Source organism: Nocardioides jiangsuensis (genome assembly GCF_019679455.1).
GTDB classification, from domain to species: domain Bacteria; phylum Actinomycetota; class Actinomycetes; order Propionibacteriales; family Nocardioidaceae; genus Nocardioides_C; species Nocardioides_C jiangsuensis.
In genome coordinates, this window is the sequence record NZ_JAIEZQ010000002.1 from 1342299 (window position 1) to 1355982 (window position 13684).

Genomic DNA, 13684 nt, shown 5'->3' on the forward strand with positions numbered 1-13684 from the left:
CGACGGCCGCGGTCAGCGGAAGCTGCACCGGACGACCTGGCAGCGCAGGAACCGGCCGTCGTTCCAGCGCCCGGTGCCGAAGTGCCAGCCGGCGGTCACCGTGGTGGGCACCCGGTAGCCGTCGATCAGCCGCTCGTCGTCGAGCACGGCCCCGAACCGGTGCAGGCCGTAGCCGGACCCGGGCGGGGTGCCCCAGCGCAGCAGCTCGACCTGGCGCAACCGCCCCGTCGGACCGACGGTCACGGTGACGGACTGGTCGTCGTCGCCGACCCGGAGGTGAGCCTTGGCGCGGACGTCGTCGACCGGCTCCCAGCGCACCGACGGGTCGAGGGCGACCGCCGGAAGCATCACCAGCAGCTCGGCGGCGTGCCGTCCGGCCCCGCTGCGCGTGACCGTCACGTCGTCCGCGGACATCACCCGCAGGCGGTGCAGCAGCCGCCACCGCATCTCGCCGGTGCCGCGCGTCCACCGGTCGAAACCGTTCAGCGGGAGGCCCAGCACGCGGGTGCTGGCGGCCCACACGAAGCCGCCGCGCAGCGAGCTGCGCTGCCGTGCGCGGAAGCCGTGCCAGGAGCGTCCCAGCCGGATCTGCCCGATGCTGTCCACCTCGACCGCGGTGAGCAGGGACGTGCCGGGGACGATGCTGTGCAGCAGCCAGCGCTGCACGGGCTCGGGGAGGGCCTCCACCAGGGAGGGGTCGAAGACCCGGAAGCCGTCGGTGGGCTCGCCCAGCGCCGTCCACTCGTCGCGCGGCACCGTGTCCGGCGGGCGGCCCCCCTTGCGCCCGCCCGGCCGGTGCGGCCGCACCAGTCGGGCCAGCACCAGCCCGGTGGTCCAGGCCACCGCGAGCGCCATCGCCAGGCCTCCGGCGACGCCGATGCCGACGACCAGGGCGGCAGGCTGGCCCTCGTGCCACAGCGGCATGACGACCGCGAGCAGCACCCCGAGGCCGAGCAGCCAGGCGACCGCGTTGCCCACCACCCACCAGCCGGCCCGCTCCACGTGGTGGCGGAGCACCACCCACTGGGCCGTGCCGATGGAGCACAGCAGCAGGAGCCCGAGCACGACGCCCAGGGAGACGGAGAGCGCCACCGGCCAGTCGCGCCAGGTGTCGTAGAACGTGCTCGGCAGCATGCCGACCAGCCAGGCGAACGACGCGCCGGCCGCGGTCGCCACCACCCAGCGCAGTCGGGAGAACCCGAGGAACTCCCGGCCCAGCACGAACGCCTGCGCGGCCCCGAGCAGGAGCCCCTCACCCGCCCCTGCGGCCACCGTCACGGCCAGGAAGGCCAGCGGGGGCAGGTCCAGGGCCAGCAGGACCACCAGCACGGGGACGGTGAAGCCCAGGGTCTCGCCCACGGTGGTGGCGAGGAGCCAGCTGCGCCGGAGCGCGCGAGGACCTTGGCTGAAGAGCGGCGCGAGGTCGTGGTCGACCCGTGCCGTGGGCGGCGGACGGACCGACATCGGACTCACCCCGGCAGGGCGACGCGGTCGCCGGTCACGGTGATCACGGGGCAGGCGCACCGCGCGGCCAGTGCGGTGGCGAGGTCGCGGTAGCGGCGACCCTCGGCGGCTCCGACGACCACCATCCGGGCGTGCTGCGCGGCCTCCGCCAGCGCGTCCTCGACGGTCCCGTCGGGGGTGGAGACGATCACCGGTACCTCGACGTGCAGGTCGCTGAGGACCTCGACCACCCACGACTGAGTGCGGTAGCGCGCATTGCGCCGGGCTCGGGCCAGGTCCTTCTCGAGAAGCAGGTCGGCTCGGTCGGTCCGGTCGAAGGCGTGGACCACGACGACCGCCGCGCCGGTCACCGCCGCCTCCTGGACGGCCCAGCGCAGGGCGGAGGTGGCCGAGGGGGTGTGGTCCCCGCCCACGACGATGCGCTCCATGGTTGCCATGGGTGGTGCCTCCCGGTTCCAGAGCGTGCTCGATTCCTGTGTCCATCGTGCGGTGGTCGACAGAGGGGCGATAAGGGCGCAACGGACGTCCGGACCGGGACCTTAGACCCGTGTTTGCGAGCCTGCTCCGACCGGATCATGGGAGGTGTCTGAAGGAGGTCGAGATGGCGGAGCCGGTCGAGCTGACACTCGAGGAGTGTCTGGAGCTGCTGAACGCGGGGGTTCTTGGGCGTGTGGCCATGTCCACACCGATGGGCCCGCGGATCGTCCCGGTGAACTACGCCATGTACGAGGACCAGATCGTCTTCCGGACCACGCCGTACAGCGAGCTCGGCACCTATGGCTGGAACACCGACCTGGCCTTCGAGGTCGACCACATCGACTACGAGAAGCACCAGGGCTGGAGCGTGGTCGCCATCGGGCGGTCCTCGCTGATCGAGGATCCCGACGAGCTGGCCGACATCCGCTCCCACTGGGACCCGACCCCCTGGGCCGGCGGCCGCCGGCACCTGTACGTCAAGATCCGCTGGCGTGACCTCACCGGACGCAGGATCGGCGGGGACTGGTCCCGGGGCTCGATGATGCCGGTACGCCGCGCGCTCTGACCCCTAGGCTGGTCGCATGAGCGACCACGGGACCGTCCAGGATGCGACCGTCGAGGGGCTCGACCTGCCCCGCAACGCCCGGGCACTGCTCGACGCGGTGGTGGCGATCTCCTCCGACCTCGACATGCACACGGTGCTGAACCGGATCGTCGCCTCCGCCTGTGAGATCACCCAGGCGCGGTACGGCGCGCTGGGCGTGCTCGGCAGCAGCGGCACGCTCGTCGACTTCATCACCTACGGCCTCACCGACGCCCAGCGGCAGGCGATCGGCGCGCTCCCGCGGGGGCACGGGATCCTCGGCCTGCTGATCGACCACCCCGAGCCGCTGCGCCTGCACCGCCTCCAGGAGCACCCGCAGTCCTACGGCTTCCCGGCCCACCACCCCCCGATGGAGCGCTTCCTCGGCGTCCCCGTGCGCATCCGGGGGACAGTCTTCGGCAACCTCTACCTGACCGAGAAGGCCGGTGGCGAGGACTTCAACTCCGGTGACGAGGAGCTCGTCGAGGTGCTCGCCAAGGCGGCCGGCTTCGTGATCGAGAACGCCCGCGCCTACTCCCAGAGCGAGCGGCAGCGCCAGTGGCTCGAGGCGTCGGCGCAGATCAGCGACGCGCTCCAGCCCCCGATCCGGGTCGACGACGCGCTGCGCCAGATCGCGATCAGCGCCCGCCGGGTGGCCGGGGCGTCGGCGGTGGCCGTCGTACGGCGTCGTGACGGCGGCGTGGAGCACGAGATCGCAGCCGCCGACGGGATCCGCAGCGGGGAGGTGGAGACGTACGTGCGGGCCATGGAGCGGCACATCGCCGGGGCGGAGGACGAGGCCGACGTGGTGGTCGTCCCGCAGGGCGACGAGGCCACGGTGGTCATCGTGCCGCTGCGCGCCCACCTGGCCACCCAGGGAGTGTTGCTCGCGGTGCTCGAGGGGGGCCGGGGCCCGCTCGAGGCCGACGAGGCGGAGCTGCTCTCGTCGTTCGCCGACCAGGCCTCGCTGGCCCTCGACCGGGCGCAGGCGATCTCCGACCGGCAGGAGCTGATGCTGGTCACGGACCGCGACCGGATCGCCCGCGACCTGCACGACCTGGTGATCCAGCGGCTGTTCGCGACCGGCCTCCAGCTGCAGGGGGCGCGGCGGATGGCCACCAGCCAGGACGTGGCCGAGCGGATCGACAGCGCGGTGAAGGACCTCGACGTGACCATCCGCGACATCCGCTCGACGATCTTCGAGCTCCAGCACGGGCACGAGCTGTCCCTGCGCGCGGACGTACGTGCCCTGGTGAAGGAGTACGTCCCGGTACTCGGCTTCACGCCGATGGTGCGCACCTCCGGCCCGCTCGACACGGCGGTGCCGAAGGAGACCTCGGAGCAGCTGCTCGCGGTGCTGCGCGAGGGGCTCTCCAACGTGGCCCGGCACGCGGAGGCCGATGCGGCGGTGATCGAGGTCGCGGTCCAGGACCGGGAGCTGCTGCTGCGGATCGCCGACAACGGCCGGGGGCTTCCCGAGGACCGGCAGGAGAGCGGGTTGCGCAACGCGCGGCGCCGGGCGGCCGACCGCGGAGGGTCCCTGCGGCTGATGCCGGAGGAGCCGAGCGGGACCGTCCTGGAGTGGAGGGTCCCGCTGGGCTGAGCGGCCCGAGGCCGTCGGTGGTTGGTGGTTGGTCAGGCGTGGTGGCCGGCCTTGTCGGCGGGCGCCACCACGACCGGGCACTCGCTGTAGTGCAGGACGGCGCGGGCCACGGAGCCGAAGGTGAAGCCGCCGAGCTTGCTGTCGGTGTGCCGTCCCAGGACGACGAGCTGGGCGTCCTCGGCGGCGTCGAGCACCGCCATGGCCGGGTGCTGGTTGCGGTGCACCACCCGCAGGTCGACGTCGGGGAAGCGCGCGTGCCAGGTCCCGGCGAGCCGCTCGAACTCCTCGCGGGCCTGCTGCTCCCACTCGGAGGTGACGCCGGCGACCGCGGCCGCGTCCCAGGAGTAGACCGTCGGGGTCTCCCACCCGTGCACGAGCACGAGCGGTACGCCGAGCCGGGCGGCACGGCGGAACGCGAGGTCCACCGGCGGCTGGTCGACCTTGTACGGGTCGATGCCCAGGACGATCGGGGCGCCGCGGTGCTCCTCCGGGTGCCACTTGTCGGGCACGATGGCGACCGGGACGTGCGCGCGGCCGGCCAGCGCGATCGAGGTGGAGCCCACGATGATCCGGGTGAAGGTGCCGAGGCCGCGCTTGCCCACGACCAGCAGCCGCGCCTCGCGCGCCCGGTCGAGGAGTACGTCGACCGGCGAGCCGGCCACGACCTCCGAACGCACCTGGTGCTCGGCCACGACGTGGTGCACCTCGTGCCGCACGTCGGCGAGCATGTCGAGCGCCTCCTGGTCCTGGCTGCGCACCGAGAAGTGGGGGGTGGCCACCACGTGGTCCTCGACGGCCGTGACGAGCGTGAGCACGCAGCCGGTGTCGGCGGCCTCGTGGGCCGCCCACAGCACGGCTGCGCGGTTGCGCTCGGAGCCGTCCACGGCGACGACGATCGGCTTGTGGGTGTCGGCCCACTCGCCGGTCGCCGTCGTGCTCTCTTCGAGTGTCATCGAAGATCGTCGCCCGTGGTTACCGGAGGAACCGGTACTGGCGGACCAGGTGCGTCCGCGCCCACTGCTTGCCGACACCCCAGGTGTCGCCGGCGAGGGTGAGGCCGAGGACGATGACGCCGATCGCGCCGAGCAGGTGGTCGTCGAGGACCGGGTTGTTGTCCAGCGGCAGGCTGGCGGTCCACATCAGGAAGTAGAGCAGCGCGCCGCTGGCGGCGGCGATCCGCATCCCGAACCCGAAGGTGAGGGCCAGGCCGATGCCGAGCAGGCCGAGCATGAACAGCGCGTCGGCCAGGAACGTGCCGCCGATGCTGTTGTAGAAGCCCTGGAACGGGTTGCTTTCGGCGACGCCGAACTTCAAGAAGCCCTCGGTGGGGCTGCCGCCGTTGAGCCAGGCGGCGTCCTGGGCGTAGAAGTCGATCCCGGTGCGTACGCCTTCCTCGTTGGTGATGGCGCCGGTGTGGTAGCCGAGTGCGAGCAGCTTGTCGAAGAAGGCCCACAAGAAGGTGAGCCCGAACATGATCCGCATCGCCGCGAGCGCCTTGCGCGCCGCCGAGCTGGTGACTACCTCGGGCTCTGTGACGACGCTCTCGACGTCGATCGCGTGGCGGTGGTGGGTGGTGGTCATCCTGTCCTCCCCTGAGAGGTTCTGGCGCCGGGAGTGGTTTCTCCTGACATGACCAGCATCGAGCGGCGGCGGGGCGGCGGTGAGTGCCGACAGGCACGACCTCGAGGGCCCAAGGTCCCAGCCCTCCAGGGCCGCTGTCCCCGCTGTCCCACCGCGGGGCGACCCGTTCGACCGCCCCGGTCCGCGCCGTCCGTGCGGACGGGTGGGCCAGCCTCAGTGCGCCATTCCCTCCGGCGCCGCGAGAGCGCAGCATCGTGCTGAGGGGGATGTCACACGAGCGGGCGGCCCGGAGGCGGGACGGACCGACGACCCCTGACACCCGGGGGCCGAGCCCCTCCTCGGTTGCTCGGGGAAGGGCGGTCCAGGTCCGGCCGGCTCACCGCCGGCCCCTGGGCCGCCCGAGGACACGGCAACCTCGAGGAGGAAGAGATGACCATCCACACAGTGCCGCTGCGCAGTCGCAGCAGTGCGGTCGCGCTCAGCGCCGCCCTGGCCGCGACGTCGTTCGTCGGCGTCGGGACCGGCTCCGGGACGGCCGCCGCCCAGCAGGCCGCGGCACCACGGCTCGTCGCGGAGCTCGAGGGCACCGACACCGGAGACCCGGACGGCACCGGGTACGCCGTGGTCCGGCTGTTCAAGGCCAAGCGCAAGGTGTGCGCGACGATCACGTGGTCGAAGATCGCCACGCCCAACGCGGCGCACATCCACCGTCGGTCCGACGGCGGCATCGTCGTCGGCCTCTCCGGGTCGGTCACCGGCGGCGCCACGTGCGCGCGCAAGGTGCCGAAGCCGACGATCCGGAAGATCGTGGAGCACCCGCGCCGGTACTACGTCAACGTGCACAACGAGGACTACCCGGCGGGCGCGATCCAGGGTGTCCTGCACCGGTAGCGGCCAGGGGCGGCCCGGCTCCGGCCGGCCCGCTACTTAAGCAGCTTGGCGGCGAGCACCGCGGCCTGGGTACGTCGCTCGAGCCCGAGCTTGGACAGGATGCTCGACACGTAGTTCTTCACGGTCTTCTCGGCGAGGAACAGCCGCTCGCCGATCTGCCGGTTGGTGAGACCCTCGGCGATGAGCGCGAGGATCTTGCGCTCCTGCTCGGTCAGCTTCGCGAGCTCCTCGTTGGCCTCCGGACCCTTGCGCACCCGCTCGAGGACCCGGGCGGTCAGCGTGGGGTCGAGCAGGGACTGGCCCGCGGCGACCCGGCGTACCCCGTCGATCAGGTCGTTGCCGGTGATCTGCTTGAGGACGTAGCCGGCCGCACCGGCGAGGATCGCCGCGAACAGCGCCTCGTCGTCGTCGTAGCTGGTGAGGATCAGCGCCTTGATAGTGGGGTCGACCGAGCGCACCTCGCGGCACACGTCGATGCCGCTGCCGTCCGGCAGCCGCCCGTCGAGCACGGCCACGTCGGGGCGCAGCGCGGGGATCCGCGCGATCGCCTCGCGGACCGACCCGGACTCGCCGACGACCTCGATGTCGCCCTCGCTCTCGAGCAGGTCGTGCAGCCCGCGACGGACCACCTCGTGGTCGTCGAGCAGGAAGACGCGGATGGGCCGTTCGCCGGGCGTGGTGTCCATGAGGTCGTTTCTACCCTGCGCCCCCCTTCTTTGCACGCAACGTCGCGCAATCGGCCGTCGGCGACGTACGCCACGCCGGGGGTCGGAGGTCCCTTCCGGCGCGGACGATGGGCCCTTATCGGTGCCGGCGGGCGCGGCGAGGGTTGAGGCATGGACATGTCGGTGGTGCACGGAACGGTGGTCGTCGGGGTCGACGGGTCCGAGGCCGGCTCGGCCGCGCTGCTGTGGGCCGTGCGCGCCGCCGCCCTCGAGGGGCGCGGACTGACCGTCGTGCACGCCACCGGGTTCGCCGGGGCGATGGACGACCTCGAGGACGTCCTCGCCAGCGAGCGGGGGCTGCTCTCGGTCGGCCGGTCGATCGTCGGCGAGGCGGTGCGGGAGGCGCGCGCGGCCGACTGGACCGTGGGCGTGGAGAGCGTCGTGACGACGGGTGACCCGTCCACGATGCTGGTCGAGGCCTCCGAGACCGCCGCCATGGTGGTCCTGGGGGCGCGCGGCCGGGGAGCGGTCGTCAGCGCCCTGCTGGGGTCGGTGAGCGCCCCCGTCATCCGGGAGGCCGCCTGCCCGGTCGTGGTCGTCCGGTCCGCGGCGGACGTGCTGCGGGACGGGCCCGTGGTGGTCGGCGTCGACGGGACCCCGGCGTCGACCGCGGCCGTGGAGCACGCCTTCCACGCCGCGTCGGTGCGGGGCCGCCCCCTCACCGTCCTGCACGCCACCTGGGACCTGCGCGAGCACGTCTCGTCGGTGGTCGACCTGCGGACCTATGCGCAGAAGGTGAACCTCAGTGAGGAGGAGGAACGGCTGGTCGCCGAGACGATGGCCGGCCTGGGGGAGAAGTACCCGGATGTGGCCGTCACGGAGATGTACCGGCGCGGGGACCCCGTCCACCAGCTGGTCGAGGCGTCCAGAGCGGCGTCGCTCGTCGTGGTGGGTACGCGCGGACGTCGCCTGGTGAGGTCCCGGCTGCTCGGCTCGGTGAGTCGAGGAGTGGTGGAGCGGGCCGAGTGCCCGGTCGCCGTGGTACGGCCCTAGGTGCCGGGCCCGTCCCGCCAGGGCGGGCACGGCACGAGAAAAGAGCGGTGGGCCCGGGCGCGGGCCCGGGCCCCCCGCGGGGAAGGGGGGCCGGGTGCGGTGGCCGGGCCCACCGCTCTGGAAAGGGTGGTGCAGGTGATGCGGTTACAGCAGCTGGGATCCGGGCGCGAGAATGAGCCCGAGCACGATGAGAATGATTCCCCAGAGCATCTGGCCGCGGACGAGTCCGACGACACCGGCGATGACGAGGATGATCCCGAGGATCAGTAGCAGCGTTGTCATGGTGTTTCCTCCTGTTCGACTGGAGTGATGCCCGCGCACCACGCGTCCCAAACCCGCCCTGCGGTCAAGATTTGGTCACGACGTGCTCCGAGCGGACGAACAGTACGGCGGTGGACACAGGAACAGGGCCGGACCCGCGCGGGGTTCCGGCCCTGTCCTCGTCTGCGTGGGGCGGCGTGGCCGCCCGGCAGGTGCGTCCTCAGACGGTCTGCGCGGCGATGGTGAACTGCACCCCGCCGTTGTCGTCGACCTGCGCGTCGAGGATCTTGTCGTCGAGGGTGACCGCGGCGGTCTCCTCGAGGAACACCCGGGCGCCGCCGTCCTCGAGGACCTGGTCCCCGGGCTGCGGTGCCTCGGTGGGAATGACGTGCAGAGCGGGGGAGTCCTCGGCGTCCTGGCTGATGCGCAGCCCGGCCTGCTCGGCCTCGCTGGTCTGGTCGACGATGCTCTTGACGACGGTGCTGGCGTTCTCGGTCAGAGTGAGCACGTGTGTGCCTTTCGATCGATGGCGTCTTGCGTTCGTTCTCCCTCCACCGTGCCCGCCATGGCACTCCGACTCAAATCCTCGGCGGGGTCCCGGGCGTGTCGGACATGTCCGTGCGTCCGGTGCGACGGCAAAGCCGGTTGCCGGCTCGCCCTAGACTCGTGACGTCATGTCTGAGCCCGCCCCGCCCTCCCGTCGTGTCCCCGAGGGCGGCGACGACCGTCCGCGTTCCCGCAGGCGCTCGGGTCGCCCGGGCCGGGGCGGCGGCAACCGCGGCAGCGCCGGCGGGAGGGGTGGTCGCGGTGAGCGGCGGCTGAGCCCGGAGCAGGTCGAGCGGCGTGCGGCGCTGGTGCCGGAGATCCGCTATCCCGAGGAGCTGCCGGTCAGCCAGCGGCGCGAGGACCTCGCCGCGGCGATCCGCGACCACCAGGTCGTGATCGTGGCAGGCGAGACCGGCTCGGGGAAGACCACCCAGCTGCCGAAGATCTGCCTCGAGCTCGGCCGCGGCGTGCAGGGTCTGATCGGGCACACGCAGCCGCGCCGGATCGCGGCCCGCAGCGTCGCGGAGCGGATCGCCGAGGAGCTCGGCACCGAGCTCGGCAGCACCGTGGGCTACCAGGTGCGGTTCACCGACCGCTCCAGCCAGGACACCCTGGTCAAGCTGATGACCGACGGCATCCTGCTGAACGAGATGCAGCACGACCGGATGCTGTCGGCGTACGACACGCTCATCATCGACGAGGCGCACGAACGCAGCCTGAACATCGACTTCATCATCGGCTACCTCAAGCAGCTGTTGCCGCGCCGTCCCGACCTCAAGGTCGTGATCACCTCCGCCACCATCGACCCGGAGCGGTTCAGCCGGCACTTCGACGACGCGCCGATCGTCGAGGTCTCCGGCCGGACCTACCCGGTCGAGGTGCGCTACCGGCCGCTGGTGGAGGAGACCTACGACGACGACGAGGGCGAGACCGTCGTCCGGGACCAGACCGAGGCGATCGTCGAGGCCGTCCAGGAGCTCGTCGCGGAGGGGCCCGGCGACATCCTGGTGTTCCTCCCCGGCGAGCGGGAGATCCGCGACACCGCCGACGTGCTGGCCAAGCTGCGGCCGGCGCGGGTGGTCGACGAGTTCGACGTGGTGCCCCTGTACGCGCGGCTGTCCGGCGCCGAGCAGCACAAGGTCTTCGAGCGGCACACCAAGCGCCGGGTCGTGCTGGCCACGAACGTGGCGGAGACCTCGCTGACCGTTCCGGGGATCCGGTACGTCGTCGACGCGGGGTTCGCGCGGATCTCCCGGTACTCGTTCCGGACCAAGGTGCAGCGGCTGCCGATCGAGCCGATCAGCCAGGCCTCGGCCAACCAGCGGACGGGCCGCTGCGGCCGGGTCGAGGCGGGCATCTGCATCCGGCTCTACTCGGAGGAGGACTTCGAGAGCCGCCCGGAGTTCACCGACCCCGAGATCCTCCGCACCAACCTCGCCTCGGTGATCCTGCAGATGACCGCGCTGGGGCTCGGCGACGTCGGCCGGTTCCCGTTCGTGGACCCGCCCGACCAGCGCAACGTGAAGGCGGGCGTGCAGCTCCTCGAGGAGCTCGGCGCGCTCGTCCCGGGTCGGCACCTGCTCACCGGGCTCGGTCGCCAGCTCGCCGTACTCCCGATCGACCCGCGGCTCGCACGGATGGTCGTGGAGGCCGACCGGCTCGGGTGCCTGCGAGAGGTGCTCGTCGTGGCGGCGGCGCTGTCGGTGCAGGACCCGCGCGAGCGGCCGGCCGAGCTCAAGGCGCAGTCGGACCAGATGCACGCGCGCTTCCGCGACGAGAGCTCGGACTTCCTGACGCTGCTGAACCTGTGGCGCTACGTCCGGCAGCAGCAGCGCGACCTGTCCTCCAGCGCGTTCCGCCGGATGTGCCGCGCGGAGTACCTCAACTACCTGCGGATCCGGGAGTGGCAGGAGCTCGAGGCGCAGCTGCGCCAGGTCGCCAAGCAGCTCGGCCTCGACGTCGGACAGCCCGCGGACACCCCGGACGAGGACGCGATCCACCAGTCGCTGCTGTCCGGGCTGCTCTCGCACATCGGCCTGCGGGACCCGGACCGCCGTGACTACCTGGGCGCGCGCAACGCGCGGTTCTCGATCTTCCCCGGGTCGGGGCTGTTCAAGAAGCAGCCGCAGTTCGTGATGTCCGCCGAGCTCGTGGAGACGTCGCGGCTGTGGGGCCGGATCAACGCCGCGGTCAAGCCGGAGTGGGCCGAGGCGCTCGGCGCGCACCTGGTCAAGCGCACCTGGTCCGAGCCGCACTGGTCGAAGAAGCGGGCGGCGGTGATGGCCTACGAGCGGGTCACGCTGTACGGCGTCCCGCTGGTCGCCGAACGGCTGGTGTCGTACGGCAAGGTCGACCAGGCCCTGGCCCGCGAGCTGTTCATCCGGCACGCGCTGGTCTACGGCGAGTGGTCGACGCGGCACAGGTTCTTCGCCGCGAACCGCGCGCTGCTCGAGGAGGTCGAGGAGCTCGAGCACCGGGCCCGACGGCGAGACATCATGGTCGACGAGCACACGCTGTTCGACTTCTACGACGCCCGGGTGGGCGCCGAGGTCGTGTCCGGCGCGCACTTCGACACGTGGTGGAAGAAGGCACGGCAGAAGGACCCGGAGCTGCTGACCTTCGACCCCGAGATGCTGGTCAACGAGGCGGCGGCGTCGGTGACCGCGCACGACTACCCCGACGAGTGGCGCGAGGGCGACCTCGTGATGCCGCTGACCTACCAGTTCGAGCCGGGCACCGCCGCCGACGGCGTCACCGTCGACCTGCCGGTCGCCACGTTGAACCAGGTGGAGGCCGACGCGTTCTCGTGGCAGGTGCCCGGGTTCCGCGAGGACCTCGTGGTCGCGCTGATCCGCTCCCTGCCCAAGCAGCTGCGGGTGAACTTCGTGCCGGCGCCGAACCACGCCCGCGCGTTCCTCGACGCGGTCTCGCCGGGGGAGGAGCCGCTGCTCGACGCGTTGGAGCGGTTCCTGCGCGCCACCACCGGGGTCGTCGTCCCGCGCGAGGCCTGGGACTGGTCGAAGGTGCCCGGCCACCTGCGGCCGACCTTCCGGGTCGTCGACGAGGCGGGGAAGGTGGTCGGCGAGGGCAAGGACCTCGAGGCGCTCAAGGAGCCCCTGCGACCGAAGTTCCGGCAGGCGATGTCGGCGGCCGCGGAGTCGAGCGGGGTGACCGTGACCGGGCAGACCACGTGGACCTTCGGGACCTTGGAGCGCACCTTCACCAGCGTCCGCGCGGGGCACGAGGTGCGTGGCTACCCGGCGCTGGTCGACGAGGCGGAGGCCGGCGGTCCCGCGACCGTCGGGGTGCAGGTGCTCGGCTCCGAGGCGGAGCAGGAGGCGTCGATGCGCCACGGACTGCGCCGGCTGCTGATGCTCGCGATCCCCTCCCCGGCCCGGTCCGTGGCCGAGGGGCTCTCCAACGCCGACAAGCTCACGCTCGCCGGGTCGCCGTACCCCTCGGTCCACGACCTGCTCGAGGACTGCGTGGCGGCCGCGGTCGACGCGCTCGTGGAGCGCAACGGCGGGCCGGTCTGGGACGAGGCCGGCTTCGCGGCGCTCACCGACAAGGTGCGCGCCGACCTGGTGGAGACGACCCGGGCGGTGCTGTACGACGTCACCCGGGTGCTCGCCGTGTGGCGGGAGACCGACCGCGCGCTGAGCGGGTCGGCGGACCTGCCGATGCTGCCGGCGCTGAGCGACATGAAGGCCCAGGTGGGCCGGCTGGTGCACCGCGGCTTCGTCGCCGACACGGGGGCGGCACAGCTGCGCGAGCTGCCGCGGTACCTGGCGGCCGTGCAGGCGCGACGGGAGCGGCTGCCGTCGTCCGTCGGGCGCGACCGGCTGCTCATGGACCAGCTGGCGAGCCTGCAGGAGGCCTACCTGAACCGGGTCGCCGCGCTGCCCGCCGGGCGGCCGGAGAGTGCCGCGCTGCGCAAGGTGCGGTGGATGCTCGAGGAGTTCCGGGTCAGTCTGTGGGCCCAGAACCTCGGCACGGCGTACTCCGTCTCCGACACCCGGATCCGGAAGGCGCTCGAGGCGGCCTGACGGTCGGCTCTGCCCCGACCTCCGCGCCGGGGCCGTTCGTCAGGGCAGGTCGTGGTGGCCGCGGGCCTCACGGACGACGGCGTCGAACATGGCGCGGTCGAGGATCGCGCCCTCGCGGCGTACCTCGTCCTGCCGCATCCGCAGCAACCGGTCGAGGCGGACCTCGCTGGGGCGGCGCTCGGCGTCCCAGCCACCGGTGCCCACGTCCATCCAGTAGCGGCCGTAGCGGGCCTCGTCCTCGGCGTCGAGGTCGTGGTCCTGGCTGCTGAGCTGGAGCGCGAGCAGGGTGTCTCCGTCGCGGCCGATCACGAGCACCGGCCGGTCCTTGCCCTGGGACGGGTCGTCCTCGTAGGCGACCCAGGCCCACACCACCTCACCCGGGTCGGGCTGCCCGTCGGCCTCGGGGGCGTACTCCACCACCGGGCCCGTCGACGGCGCGGTGGCCGCCCGCGTCGACGTACCGGTGGTGGGACGGAGGAAGGAGCGGAGCTTGTTCGCCAGGCGGTTCATGCCC

General features: G+C 72.4%; 13 protein-coding genes. 5 read left to right on the top strand and 8 right to left on the bottom strand.

Annotated elements, in window-relative coordinates:
* Window positions 1–12: 12 nt before the first annotated feature.
* Together K1X13_RS14795 and K1X13_RS14800 are read right to left on the bottom strand one after the other, a co-directional pair.
* Entirely contained in the window at window positions 13–1464 is a 1452-nt protein-coding gene (locus tag K1X13_RS14795) for a DUF6544 family protein (RefSeq protein WP_221025785.1), read from the bottom strand.
* Between the two features lie 5 nt (window positions 1465–1469).
* On the bottom strand, window positions 1470–1901 hold the full coding sequence (locus K1X13_RS14800; protein WP_221025786.1) for a universal stress protein: 432 nt from the start codon (window positions 1899–1901) through the stop codon (window positions 1470–1472).
* A 164-nt stretch (window positions 1902–2065) separates the two neighbouring features.
* On the opposite strand from K1X13_RS14800, the gene K1X13_RS14805 reads away from it, so the two are divergent.
* Together K1X13_RS14805 and K1X13_RS14810 are read left to right on the top strand one after the other, a co-directional pair.
* Entirely contained in the window at window positions 2066–2506 is a 441-nt protein-coding gene (locus K1X13_RS14805) for a pyridoxamine 5'-phosphate oxidase family protein (protein ID WP_221025787.1), read from the top strand.
* A gap of 16 nt (window positions 2507–2522) precedes the next feature.
* On the top strand, window positions 2523–4127 hold the full coding sequence (locus K1X13_RS14810) for a GAF domain-containing sensor histidine kinase (protein ID WP_221025788.1): 1605 nt from the start codon (window positions 2523–2525) through the stop codon (window positions 4125–4127).
* A gap of 32 nt (window positions 4128–4159) precedes the next feature.
* On the opposite strand, the gene K1X13_RS14815 is transcribed toward K1X13_RS14810, so the two are convergent.
* Both K1X13_RS14815 and K1X13_RS14820 read right to left on the bottom strand, forming a co-directional pair.
* Window positions 4160–5080, bottom strand: coding sequence for a universal stress protein (locus K1X13_RS14815; protein WP_221025789.1), 921 nt, complete (start codon window positions 5078–5080; stop codon window positions 4160–4162).
* A 19-nt stretch (window positions 5081–5099) separates the two neighbouring features.
* Window positions 5100–5708 carry a hypothetical protein gene (locus K1X13_RS14820; RefSeq protein ID WP_221025790.1) on the bottom strand — a complete coding sequence of 203 codons (609 nt, stop codon included), beginning with the start codon at window positions 5706–5708 and terminating at the stop codon, window positions 5100–5102.
* A gap of 429 nt (window positions 5709–6137) precedes the next feature.
* Here K1X13_RS14820 and K1X13_RS14825 point away from each other — a divergent pair, with 429 nt between their 5' ends.
* Complete coding sequence (locus K1X13_RS14825; RefSeq protein WP_221025791.1) at window positions 6138–6599, top strand: CHRD domain-containing protein; 462 nt, start codon at window positions 6138–6140, stop codon at window positions 6597–6599.
* A 32-nt stretch (window positions 6600–6631) separates the two neighbouring features.
* Here K1X13_RS14825 and K1X13_RS14830 read toward each other — a convergent pair whose 3' ends face one another.
* Window positions 6632–7285 carry a response regulator gene (locus K1X13_RS14830; protein WP_221025792.1) on the bottom strand — a complete coding sequence of 218 codons (654 nt, stop codon included), beginning with the start codon at window positions 7283–7285 and terminating at the stop codon, window positions 6632–6634.
* A gap of 150 nt (window positions 7286–7435) precedes the next feature.
* Here K1X13_RS14830 and K1X13_RS14835 point away from each other — a divergent pair, with 150 nt between their 5' ends.
* Entirely contained in the window at window positions 7436–8317 is an 882-nt protein-coding gene (locus K1X13_RS14835; RefSeq protein WP_221025793.1) for a universal stress protein, read from the top strand.
* 144 nt (window positions 8318–8461) lie between these two features.
* Here the strand turns inward: K1X13_RS14835 and K1X13_RS14840 are convergent, their stop codons facing one another.
* Window positions 8462–8599, bottom strand: coding sequence for a GPGG-motif small membrane protein (locus K1X13_RS14840; RefSeq protein ID WP_221025794.1), 138 nt, complete (start codon window positions 8597–8599; stop codon window positions 8462–8464).
* A 199-nt stretch (window positions 8600–8798) separates the two neighbouring features.
* Window positions 8799–9086, bottom strand: coding sequence for a Fe-S cluster assembly protein HesB (locus tag K1X13_RS14845; RefSeq protein ID WP_221025795.1), 288 nt, complete (start codon window positions 9084–9086; stop codon window positions 8799–8801).
* A gap of 166 nt (window positions 9087–9252) precedes the next feature.
* Between K1X13_RS14845 and hrpA the strand changes: the two genes are divergently transcribed.
* The gene (hrpA, locus tag K1X13_RS14850) at window positions 9253–13170 is read left to right on the top strand and encodes an ATP-dependent RNA helicase HrpA (protein ID WP_221025796.1); all 3918 of its coding nucleotides are present in this window, start codon (window positions 9253–9255) and stop codon (window positions 13168–13170) included.
* 39 nt (window positions 13171–13209) lie between these two features.
* Here the strand turns inward: hrpA and K1X13_RS14855 are convergent, their stop codons facing one another.
* Window positions 13210–13680 carry a type II toxin-antitoxin system PemK/MazF family toxin gene (locus K1X13_RS14855; RefSeq protein ID WP_221025797.1) on the bottom strand — a complete coding sequence of 157 codons (471 nt, stop codon included), beginning with the start codon at window positions 13678–13680 and terminating at the stop codon, window positions 13210–13212.
* Window positions 13681–13684 lie beyond the last annotated feature (4 nt).

Excerpts from the sequence above, each read along its gene's own strand:
- K1X13_RS14795 (WP_221025785.1), bottom strand. The coding sequence starts at position 1,464 with ATGTCGGTCCGTCCGCCGCCCACGGCACGGGTCGACCACGACCTCGCG.
- K1X13_RS14800 (WP_221025786.1), bottom strand. The coding sequence starts at position 1,901 with ATGGCAACCATGGAGCGCATCGTCGTGGGCGGGGACCACACCCCCTCG.
- K1X13_RS14805 (WP_221025787.1), top strand. The coding sequence starts at position 2,066 with ATGGCGGAGCCGGTCGAGCTGACACTCGAGGAGTGTCTGGAGCTGCTG.
- K1X13_RS14810 (WP_221025788.1), top strand. The coding sequence starts at position 2,523 with ATGAGCGACCACGGGACCGTCCAGGATGCGACCGTCGAGGGGCTCGAC.
- K1X13_RS14815 (WP_221025789.1), bottom strand. The coding sequence starts at position 5,080 with ATGACACTCGAAGAGAGCACGACGGCGACCGGCGAGTGGGCCGACACC.
- K1X13_RS14820 (WP_221025790.1), bottom strand. The coding sequence starts at position 5,708 with ATGACCACCACCCACCACCGCCACGCGATCGACGTCGAGAGCGTCGTC.
- K1X13_RS14825 (WP_221025791.1), top strand. The coding sequence starts at position 6,138 with ATGACCATCCACACAGTGCCGCTGCGCAGTCGCAGCAGTGCGGTCGCG.
- K1X13_RS14830 (WP_221025792.1), bottom strand. The coding sequence starts at position 7,285 with ATGGACACCACGCCCGGCGAACGGCCCATCCGCGTCTTCCTGCTCGAC.
- K1X13_RS14835 (WP_221025793.1), top strand. The coding sequence starts at position 7,436 with ATGGACATGTCGGTGGTGCACGGAACGGTGGTCGTCGGGGTCGACGGG.
- K1X13_RS14840 (WP_221025794.1), bottom strand. The coding sequence starts at position 8,599 with ATGACAACGCTGCTACTGATCCTCGGGATCATCCTCGTCATCGCCGGT.
- hrpA (WP_221025796.1), top strand. The coding sequence starts at position 9,253 with ATGTCTGAGCCCGCCCCGCCCTCCCGTCGTGTCCCCGAGGGCGGCGAC.
- K1X13_RS14855 (WP_221025797.1), bottom strand. The coding sequence starts at position 13,680 with ATGAACCGCCTGGCGAACAAGCTCCGCTCCTTCCTCCGTCCCACCACC.